Source organism: Tardiphaga sp. (assembly GCF_028290785.1).
Taxonomy (GTDB): Bacteria; Pseudomonadota; Alphaproteobacteria; order Rhizobiales; family Xanthobacteraceae; genus Tardiphaga.
In genome coordinates this window covers 1-9,728 of record NZ_JAQGJD010000365.1, presented here as the reverse complement: position 1 = coordinate 9,728, position 9,728 = coordinate 1, and the positions used below count along the sequence as shown (strand labels likewise).

Genomic DNA, 9,728 nt, shown 5'->3' with positions numbered 1-9,728 from the left:
TCGAGGTCGCGCCCTGAAACAGCGGCGCATAGACGATGTAGCTGTGGCCGACCACCCAGCCGATGTCGGAGCCGCCCCAGAACACCTCGCCCGGTCTGACGCCGTAGAGATTCCGCATCGACCATTTCAGCGCGACCAGATGGCCGCCATTGTCGCGCACCACGCCCTTGGGTTTGCCGGTGGTGCCTGACGTATAGAGAATGTACAGCGGATCGGTGGCCAGCACCGGCACGCAGGCTGCGGATTTCTTCGCGGCGATGGCGTTGCTGCGGAGATTGGCCCAGTCGTGATCGCGGCCTTCGATCAGGTCGCAGCCGTGCTGCGGCCGCTGCAGGATGATGCAGGCGTCCGGCTTGTCGCTGGACAGCCTGATGGCTTCGTCGAGCAGCGGCTTGTAGTGCACCAGGCGACCGGGCTCGAGGCCGCAACTGGCGGAGAAGACCAGTTTCGGTTTGGCGTCCTCGATGCGGGTCGCCAGTTCCTTCGCCGCGAAGCCGCCGAATACCACGCTGTGCACCGCGCCGATCCGCGCGCAGGCCAGCATCGCGATGACAGCTTCCGGCACCATCGGCATATACAGAATGACGCGGTCGCCCTTGCCGACGCCCATGTCCTGCATGATGGCACCGAGCACCTGCACCTCGTGCAGCATTTCGGCATAAGTAAGCTTCGTCATGCTGCCGGCCAGCGGCGAGTCGTGGATCAGCGCGACCTGATCAGCACGGCCATTCGCGACATGGCGATCCAGCGCGTTGTAGCAGGTATTGACCACGGCACCGGCGAACCAGCGGCCGTAGAGGCCCATCGCCGGATCGAATATCTTTTGCGCGGGCTCGATCCAGTCGATGTCCTGCGCAGCCTCGCCCCAGAAGCCTTCGGGGTCCTGGAGCGATCGGGCATGGACTTCGCGATAACGGCTGGTGTCGTGAATGCTCATGGCGTCGCTCCCGTTGGTGCCGCAAATTTTTTATGTTCTGCGTAGACCGGATGAAATCCGGGGCCAGCCTATCGGCTGTTTCCCCGAACTGAGAGTCTTTCCCCGGATTTCGCTTCGCTCCATCCGGGCTACCGTTTCATCAAGCCCTTTTCCTTGTAATATCGTATCGCGCCGGGATGCAGCGGCACCGGCCCGCCTTCCGCGGCGGTCTCGCGCCTGATTTCGCTGCCGACGAAGTGGGCGGTGGCGAGCTCGGGCAGCGAGTCGAACACCAGCCTGGTCATCTGATAAGCGAGATCGTCGGACACCGCGGCGCTGGTCACCAGATAATTCATCACCATGGCGGACGGGATATCCTTGTCCTGCCCTTGATACGTATTGGCGGGAATCACGCCGGGCTGGAACGGCGCGCCCAGCTTTGCCACCACGTCCCGCGGCACCGGCACCAGAACGACGTCGGTAGCGTCGCTGAGTTCGCGCAGCGAGACGACGCCAAGGCCGGCGGACTGCAGCGCGGCGTCGAGCTGCTGCTTGTTCATCCGCGTGGTAGACTCGGCGAAGGACAGATATTCCACCGCGCGGAGATCGGCGTAGCTCAGGCCGGCGGCGGCGAGAATGGCGCGGGCGTTCAGCTCGGTGCCGGATTTCGGCGCCCCCACCGACAGGCTCTTGCCCTTCAGGTCCGCCAGCGTCGCGATGTTGCTTGCCCGGGCGGCGACGATCTGGATGGTGTTGGGATAGAGCGCGCCGATCACCCGCAGTTGGTCGAGTTTGCCCTTGAAGCCGGCGTCGGCGTCGCCTTCCCAGGCGTCGCGCAGGGAATCGCCGAGCGCAAAAGCGATCTGGCCGCTGCCCTGCTGCAGCCGGTTGAGGTTTTCCACCGAACCGGCGGTGGTCTCCACCTGCACCTTGGTGCCGGGAATGTCGGCGTAGATCTTGGCGATGGTGACGCCGAGCGGATAGTACACGCCGGACTCGCCGCCGGTCAGTACATTGATGGGAGATTGCGCCTGGGCCGCCGGCGTCAGCAGCACGGATGCCATCGCCATGGCCACTGCAATCGATCGAGACGTCACTGTTTCACTCCCGGATCATTGCTGGAAACGTGGACGGCGGCGCCAGCGCGGTCAAGCGATGCCGGCCAAGCACGCCAGCCGCCTCGCGACCAAAGTTCCACCGGTCACCCCTTGCAACACCCCGACAAAACGGCATCAATGCGCGCGCTGCAAAAAACAACAGCCGGCCAAGCCGGCGACGGGAAACTTCCCGGGGGGAATATGGCTGACGAGAAATCCCACGCGACCGAGGAAACCGTTGCGGTTTCCAACGAGGCCCTGCTGAAGGCCGAAGCCTATATCGAGGCGGACGAAGGCGCGACCAATCGCCTGTTCGGCTGGGCCGGGAAGATCTCCACCGCGATCGCCGTGGTGATGAGCATCTTCCACCTATATGCCGCCTACGCCATCGTGCCGACCCAGGAACTGCGCTACATCCACGTCGCCTTCACGCTGGTGTTGAGCTTCTTGCTGTTCCCGGTGGCCACCCGGTTCCGCAACCGCGTTCGCTGGTGGGACATCGTGCCGGGCATCGTCGCCATCGGCACCATCGTCTATGCGCTGTGGGGCGGCGACGATTTCACCGACCGCGCCACCGTGCCGGAGCACATGGACGTGGTCGTCGGCATCGTCTTCATCCTGCTGCTGCTCGAAGCCACCCGCCGCACCACCGGGCTGATCATGCCAGTGGTGTCATTGTTCTTCATCGCCTATGCGATGCTCGGCCCGCATCTGCCGGCGCCATGGACGCATCGCGGCTATGACCTGCCGCGGCTGGTCGGTCATCTCTTCATCACGCTGGAGGGCATTTTTGGCGTCGCGGTGGACGTCTCCGCCACGCTGATCATCCTGTTCACGATCTACGGCGCATTCCTGGCGATGTCCGGCGCGGGGAAATTCTTCATCGACTTCTCGCTGGCGCTGATGGGCAACAAACCCAACGCCGCCGGCCGCACCGTGGTGCTGTCGTCGTTCCTGCTCGGCGGCCCTTCCGGTTCCGGCGTGGCCACTACGGTGATGATCGGCACGGTGGCCTATCCGATGCTGGCGAAAGCGGGCTTCGAGAAGAACGCCGCGGGCGGATTGCTGGCGGCCGGCGGCCTCGGCGCCATCCTGTCGCCGCCGGTGCTCGGCGCCGCCGCGTTCCTGATCGCCGAATTCCTCAAGATCAGCTATCTCGATGTGATCTGGATGGCAACGATTCCAACCTGTCTCTATTACCTGTCGCTGCTGATCATGGTGGAGATCGATGCCAAGCGTTTCGGCGCCCACGATGTCAACTTCAAGCCGGAGATGACCCTCGGCCAGATGACGAAGCGCTACGGCTTCCACTTCATCTCGCTGATCGCGGTCGTGATCTTCATGCTGATCGGCTATTCGCCGTCGCTGTCGGTGTTCTATGCCACCGCCGTCACCTTTGCGCTGAGCTTCCTGCGCAAGGAAACCGCTTTGGTGCCGCGGAAACTGGTCAAGGCGCTGGCCGATGGCTCGATCGGCGCGCTCAATGCCGCCACCACCTGCGCCTGCGCCGGCATCGTGGTGGGCGTGGTGACGCTGACCGGTCTCGGGCTGAAGTTCTCCTCGATCGTGATCGCCTATGCCGGCGGCAGCCTGTTGCTGACCGCGATCTACACCGCGCTGATCGTCTGGGTGATCGGCCTCGCGGTGCCCGTCACCGCCTCCTACATCATCTGCGCGGTGATCGCCGCGCCGGCCTTGATCAAGCTCGGCATCCCCGATTATGCCGCGCACATGTTCATCTTCTATTACGCCGTGCTCTCGGAAGTGTCGCCGCCGACCGCGCTGTCGCCGTTCGCGGCCGCCGCGATCTGCGGCGGCGACCCCTACCGCACCACGCTGCAGTCCTGGAAATACACGCTGCCGGCGTTCGTGGTGCCGTTCGTGTTCGTGCTCGATCCGCAGGGCGTCGGCCTGTTGCTGGCGATTCCGAAGGGCGGCTCCTGGATCGACATCGTCGAGATCACCATCAAGACCACGCTCGGACTATTGGCGCTGGCTGCCGTCGCGCAGAGCTGGGCGCTGCGACAAACCACCCCGCTCGAACGCGGCCTGCTCCTGCTATCAGGGCTGCTGCTGGTGTTTCCGAGCCTGATCGAGGCCTTGCTGGAATCGCTCACCGGACGCGACATCAACTATACGTATGTCCCGGGTCTCGTCATCGGCCTGGGTGTCCTACTATGGCAATACAGAACGCCGGCGCCTTCAAGACCGGCCGTCACGGTATAATAAAAGGGAGTCTTATGATGCTGACTAAATTCAGGAAGACCACGGTGGTGCTGGCTGCGGCCTTGTCCGCCGGTCTGCTGGTGGCCGGCGCCGCCATCGCCCAGCAGAAGACCATGGCAATCGGTACCGGCGGTACCGGCGGCGTGTACTTCCCGCTCGGCGGCGCCATCGCCAACGTGCTGTCGAAGGCGCTGCCGAACACCCAGGCCACCGCGGAAGTCACCGGCGGCTCGATCGACAACCTGAAGCTGATCGCCTCCGGCCAGAGCGAATTCGGCTTCAGCATGGCGGACGCCGCGCTCGACGCCTTCAACGGCCAGGACAAGTTCAAGGCCAAGGTGCCGCTGCAGACGCTGCTGGTGGTCTATCCGAACCGCATGCACATCGTCACGGTCGAGGGCACCGGCATCGAGAAGATGTCGGACCTCAAGGGCAAGCGCGTCTCCACTGGCTCGCCGGGCGGCGCCACCGAAGTGATGGCGTTCCGAGTCATCGAGGCCGCCGGCCTCGACAAGGACAAGGACATGAAGCGCGAGCGCCTCGGCGTCGCCGAATCCGTCAACGCCATCAAGGACCGCAAGATCGACGCGTTTTTCTGGGTCGGCGGCGTGCCGACCGCGGCGGTCACCGATCTGGCGGCGACGCCGGGCACCAAGATGAAACTGATCGACCACAGCGACCTCGCCGAGAAAATGAACGCGAAGTACGGCAAGCTGTATTCGGCCTCCAGCATCAGCAAGAGCATCTATCCAGGCATGGACAAGGATAATGCCAATACCGAAGTCTGGAACATCATCGTCACCGGCGACAAGATGAGCAACGACGACGCCTACAACATCGTCAAGACACTGGTGGAGAAGAAGGCCGACATCGTCGCCGTGCACAAGGAAGCCGAGAGCTTCTCGCTCGACAACCAGATCCAGGAACGCTCCCCCGTGCCGTTCCACCCCGGCGCGCTGAAATATTTCAAGGAAAAGGGCATCGGCAAGTAAGCCACCCCTCGGCTTACTTCGCTATCCGGCCGCGATCCGGGGGGATCGCGGCCGTTTCGTTTGGCTGGTATCGAAATAGCATCGCTCGATTTTCTCGCCGCTGATGGAACCGGACGGGCTGCATTGCAGTTTGATGTCAGGGATACCGGCCACCGTGAGGATCGTTTGGCGCGCGTCGAAACAGCAGATGTCGCGCGCCCGCTGGATGCGCTGAACTTCTTTCTCGCCGACGTGCGGGACGGACTGGGGCCCTATCTGGCCATCTATCTGCTCACGGTGCAGAAATGGGACGAGGCCAGCATCGGCGTGGTGATGTCGGTGGCGGCGCTGGCAGGCATCATCGCCCAGACGCCGGCGGGCGCGCTGATCGACCGGACCACCGCCAAGCGCGCGGTCGTCATCGCCGCTGCGGTCATCGTCACGCTCGGCTCGGTCGTGCTGCCGTTGTATCCCGGCTTCCTTTTTGTCGCCACCACCCAGGCCCTCACAGGGGTCGCCGCCGCGGTGTTCGCGCCGGCGCTGGCCGCGATCACGCTGGGCATCGTCGGACCGAAGGCATTCGCCCGGCGGATCGGGCGCAACGAGGCGTTCAACCATGCCGGCAATGCCGTGGCGGCAACGCTGGCCGGCGGCTTCGCCTATTTCTTCGGGCCGATCGTGGTGTTCTGGCTGATGGCGGCGATGGCCGCGGCCAGTATTTTCGCCACGCTGGCGGTGCCGGGCGATGCGATCGACGATCATGTCGCGCGCGGTCTCGACGAGACCACACGCGATGGCGCGGGCCATGGCGACCAACCTTCCGGCTTCCAGGTGTTGCTGACCTGCAAGCCGCTGCTGGTATTCGCGGCCTGCACCGTGATGTTTCATTTCGCCAATGCGGCAATGCTGCCGCTGGTCGGGCAGAAGCTCGCGCTGGTCAACCGCGAGCTGGGTACCACGCTGATGTCGGTCTGCATCGTCGCTGCGCAGCTCGTGATGGTGCCGGTCGCCGTCATCGTCGGACGCAAAGCGGATGACTGGGGACGGAAGCCGATCTTCGCCTGCGCGCTCGCCGTGCTGGCGCTGCGCGGCGTGCTCTATCCGCTGTCCGACAATCCCTACTGGCTGGTCGGCGTGCAGACGCTGGACGGCGTCGGCGCTGGAATCTTTGGCGCGCTGTTCCCCCTGGTCGTCGCCGACCTCACCCGGGGCACCGGCCATTTCAATATCAGCCAGGGTGCCATCGCCACCGCGGCGGGACTGGGCGGCGCCTTGAGCACAACGGCGGCGGGCCTGATCGTTGTTTCCGCGGGCTACAGCGCGGCGTTCCTGGCGCTGGCCGGCGTAGCCGGCGCCGGGCTGCTTCTGTTTGTCATACTGATGCCCGAGACGCGACCGCATGTCGCAGGCCGGCCTCGCCTGGTACCAAATGCTTAAGGATGGTGTTGCATTGCACTGGCAACGCCCAAAGCGAGCGCGTAGCATGCCAGCGACCAGTTCGGCTCACTGAGACCGAGGTGATTCGGAGAGACCGTTGCCTGGTGTCAGCGCAATTGGATTGCCAGCAGCCCGCTATCGCGGCTGTATTTCCCCGGTCGCTTTCGTTCATTCGTGTTCGCCGGGCTTTGGCCATCCTCTTCTAGTTACCGACACCATCGCCGCCGCGTTTCCGCGCGTGATTGCGGCCTCCACTGTATAAAAGGACTCGACGATGTCTGCGATCACCCGTCTCCCGACCCGCCGCTCGGTCATGCTCGGCGGCGCTGCTGCGCTCGGCCTGCCGCTGCTGACGCGCACCGCCCGCGCCGCCGACGCCTGGCCGACGCGTCCGGTCAAGTTCATCGTGCCGTTCGCCGCCGGCGGCACCACCGACATCCTGGCCCGCGTCGTCGCGGCGAAGATTTCCGAGGAATATGGCCAGCAGTTCGTGGTCGAGAACAAGCCGGGCGCCGGCGGCAACATTGCGGCTGACTTCGTCGCCAAGGCGGATCCCGACGGCTACACCTTCCTGGTCGGCACGCCCGGCACGCATGCAATCAACAAGTTCGTGTTCAAGAACATGCAGTACGATCCGATCAAGGATCTGGCACCGGTGATCATCATCGCCAAGGTGCCGAACCTGTTCTCGGTGACCAATTCGCTGCCGGTCAAGAACGTCGCCGAATTTATTGCGCTGGCGAAATCGAAGCCCGGCGAGTTCTTCTACGGCACCCCCGGCCTCGGCTCGACCGCGCATGTCTCGACCGAACTGTTCAAGTCGATGACCGGCGTCAACATCGTGCACGTGCCGTACAAGGGCAGCGCGCCGGCGCTGACCGACCTGATCGCCGGCCGCGTCCATCTGATGATCGACAACCTGCCGGCCGCGCAGCCGTTCGCCGAATCCAATTCGATCCGTCCGATCGCGGTGTCCACCGCCACGCGCTGGCCGCTGATGCCGGAGATCCCGACCATCGCCGAAGCCGGTGTCCCGGGCTACGAGGCCGCCTCGTGGTTCACCGTCTGCGCCCCCGCGAAGACGCCGAAAGAGATGATCGACAAGCTCAACGCCAGCATCGAGAAGTTCATCAAGTCGGAAGACGGCACCACGCGGCTGCGCAAGCTTGGCGCCGAGCCGACCGGCGGTTCGCCGGACGCGATGCAGGCATTCGTACTGTCGGAAACCGAAAAGTGGGGCAAGGTCGCCCAGTTCGCCGGCATCAAGCCGGAGTAATGACGTAAGGCGGATCAGCGAAGCATGATCCGCCGCGTTCCTGCAACGGGGCGGCGCGTTACGCCTTCGGCTAACCCGCCTTCCACCGCTACTCGAACTTCATATCCATGCACTTGCTCACATCGGAGCCCAGCCCCGAGGCGATGATGATGCAGCCGCGAACCTTTTGCGCGGCGTTGTCGCTGGCCCAGACCGCATAGCCGCCGGTGCCGAAAAACGAATTGGTGTTCGGCGGCTCGGTCTCGGTGGCGTCGAACGAATAGTTGCCATCGGTCTCGAAGACGCGCGGCCGTTTCACGCAGCCGCCATCGGTCTGCACGCTGATGATCTCCTTGGCGTCGCGCGTCAGCGCCAGGCTGACCGAACAGCGGAAGTATTCGGACGTCCTGATGTTGAACAGATAGGCGTAAGAGCGGCAGGTCGCGGTGCTGAGCTTGCCCGCGCTGAGGCCGCGGCCGCAGGAAATCCGCTGGTTGCTGCTGAGCTTGAAGTCATCCGCCGCCGCGACTCCCGACGCCAAAGCCAGCGCGCCGAGAACCAGACCACCCATTACCCACATGCGCATCGAATCATCCCCATCGCCGGCATCGTTGTGATCCGGTCCCGCCCGTCGTCAAAAGATAGTCGCCCGGCGGGAAATCACAAAGTCATCGTGATCCAAGGTCATATTGACGGACGAATGACGTTCGTGATTTGTTCAAGCTGCAATGCAGTTTGGAGATCATGCTATGACCGTTCGAGCCCTCATGGCGCTATACGCTGCCGCCTCGTTGACCACGCTGTTCAGTCCGGCCCATGCGCAGGCGCCTGCACCGACACCGTGGGTGCTGTCGCCCGACATGGGCTACGGCTACGACATCAACGGCAAGACCTTCGCCTACCAGATGGGCACCAGTAACGCCAAGTTCTTGCTGAAGGGCGCCAAGAAGGTACCGAAGAACACGCTGTTCTTCATCGGCGAGAACGGCCAGCTCTACATGCGCAGCGGCCCGTTCCTCGAAGAGGACGGCAAGTTCAAGTTCGGCCCGGGATAGGCGCGTGACGGGCGCATGACAGCGATCGCCTCTCCCACAGCAGCGGCGGAGGTGTTACAGAGCGCGGCATCTTTTCCAGCAAGCTGAAAGCGCTCATGGCCCTCCCCGTCTCCCCGCTCGCCCCCACCGATGTTCCCGAGCTGCCCGCCATCGCCGGCGTGCGCCTTGCGACGGCTGCGGCCGGTATTCGCTACAAGGGCCGCACCGACGTGCTGCTGGCGGTGCTGGACGAGGGCACCACGGCGGCCGGCGTTTTCACCATCTCGAAATGTCCCTCCGCCCCGGTGGAGTGGTGTCGCGACAAATTGAAGGGCGGCAAATCTTCCAAGGGAGGTTTTGCACGCGCGCTGGTGGTGAATTCCGGCAATGCCAACGCCTTCACCGGCAAGAACGGCCGCGCCTCCACCAAGCTGACCGGCGACATCGCGGCCAGGGCGGTCGGCTGCAAGGCGGACGACGTGTTCCTGGCCTCCACCGGAGTGATCGGAGAGCCGCTCGATGCCAGCAAGTTCAACGGCGTGCTCGCCAAGCTGGCCGACGCCGCCACGCCCAACGGCTGGATGGACGCCGCCCGCGCGATCATGACCACCGACACCTTCCCCAAGGTGGCCACCGCCACGGTGAAGCTCGGCAAGGCCAAGGTAACCATCAACGGGATGGCCAAGGGATCCGGCATGATCGCGCCGGACATGGCGACCATGCTGGCCTTCATCTTCACCGACGCGCCGATCTCGGCGCCGGCGCTGCAGGCGCTGCTCAAGGCCGGCGTCA

General features: G+C 64.3%; 9 protein-coding genes. 6 read left to right on the top strand and 3 right to left on the bottom strand.

All coding sequences use genetic code 11. The features are described 5' to 3' along the window. Window positions 1–937, bottom strand: a 937-nt coding sequence (locus JWR89_RS23310) for an AMP-binding protein (RefSeq protein ID WP_299720524.1), incomplete at its 3' end; no start/stop codon positions are given. Window positions 938–1,065: 128 nt separating this feature from the next. Further along, window positions 1,066–1,986 carry a TAXI family TRAP transporter solute-binding subunit gene (locus JWR89_RS23305; RefSeq protein ID WP_299720522.1) on the bottom strand — a complete coding sequence of 307 codons (921 nt, stop codon included), beginning with the start codon at window positions 1,984–1,986 and terminating at the stop codon, window positions 1,066–1,068. A 228-nt stretch (window positions 1,987–2,214) separates the two neighbouring features. Here JWR89_RS23305 and JWR89_RS23300 point away from each other — a divergent pair, with 228 nt between their 5' ends. The 4 genes from JWR89_RS23300 to JWR89_RS23285 all read left to right on the top strand — a co-directional run bounded on the left by JWR89_RS23300 (window position 2,215) and on the right by JWR89_RS23285 (window position 7,923). After that, window positions 2,215–4,239, top strand: coding sequence for a TRAP transporter fused permease subunit (locus JWR89_RS23300; protein ID WP_299720520.1), 2,025 nt, complete (start codon window positions 2,215–2,217; stop codon window positions 4,237–4,239). A gap of 17 nt (window positions 4,240–4,256) precedes the next feature. Further along, a complete protein-coding gene (locus JWR89_RS23295) occupies window positions 4,257–5,231 on the top strand; it encodes a TAXI family TRAP transporter solute-binding subunit (protein ID WP_299720519.1) in 975 nt (324 codons plus the stop codon). A gap of 165 nt (window positions 5,232–5,396) precedes the next feature. Next, a complete protein-coding gene (locus JWR89_RS23290; RefSeq protein WP_299720518.1) occupies window positions 5,397–6,647 on the top strand; it encodes an MFS transporter in 1,251 nt (416 codons plus the stop codon). 274 nt (window positions 6,648–6,921) lie between these two features. Beyond that, window positions 6,922–7,923 carry a tripartite tricarboxylate transporter substrate binding protein gene (locus JWR89_RS23285; protein WP_299720516.1) on the top strand — a complete coding sequence of 334 codons (1,002 nt, stop codon included), beginning with the start codon at window positions 6,922–6,924 and terminating at the stop codon, window positions 7,921–7,923. 88 nt (window positions 7,924–8,011) lie between these two features. Here JWR89_RS23285 and JWR89_RS23280 read toward each other — a convergent pair whose 3' ends face one another. Continuing rightward, window positions 8,012–8,482 (bottom strand): hypothetical protein, encoded by a 471-nt coding sequence (locus JWR89_RS23280; protein ID WP_299720526.1) that lies wholly within the window; start codon window positions 8,480–8,482, stop codon window positions 8,012–8,014. A gap of 169 nt (window positions 8,483–8,651) precedes the next feature. Between JWR89_RS23280 and JWR89_RS23275 the strand changes: the two genes are divergently transcribed. After that, complete coding sequence (locus JWR89_RS23275) at window positions 8,652–8,957, top strand: hypothetical protein (protein WP_299720515.1); 306 nt, start codon at window positions 8,652–8,654, stop codon at window positions 8,955–8,957. Window positions 8,958–9,052: 95 nt separating this feature from the next. Beyond that, window positions 9,053–9,728 (top strand): bifunctional ornithine acetyltransferase/N-acetylglutamate synthase (locus JWR89_RS23270; protein ID WP_299720514.1); only part of this gene is annotated, 676 nt, incomplete at its 3' end.